At 58.4% G+C, this 233-nt stretch carries 1 protein-coding gene; it reads left to right on the top strand.

Annotated features, from left to right (window positions below; genetic code table 11):
* Nucleotides 1–233, top strand: a 233-nt coding sequence (locus QN347_RS20055; protein WP_323494438.1) for a hypothetical protein, incomplete at both ends; no start/stop codon positions are given.

Here is a 233-nt window from a genome sequence, read left to right as displayed (position 1 = left end):
GACCTACACGGTGGCGTTCAATTTGCTCTCGAATACGCCGAAGTGGATGCAAAGTCTCAATGCCCTGCCTATGTATCTCGGGCTCGATCTGCGTGGCGGTGTGCATTTTCTCATGCAAGTCGATACCAAAGCCGTGCTCAATAAGCGCGTGCAAGGTTTGCAATCCGTCACGCCGGCATCAGCCGCAGCGGCGACGCCGTGGCGATCGCGTTTCGCGATGCCGCCACCCGTAC

Source organism: Sphingomonas sp. 10B4, assembly GCF_035019905.1.
Taxonomy (GTDB): Bacteria; Pseudomonadota; Alphaproteobacteria; order Sphingomonadales; family Sphingomonadaceae; genus Sphingomonas; species Sphingomonas glacialis.
This window is presented reverse-complemented; position numbering and strand designations above follow the sequence as displayed.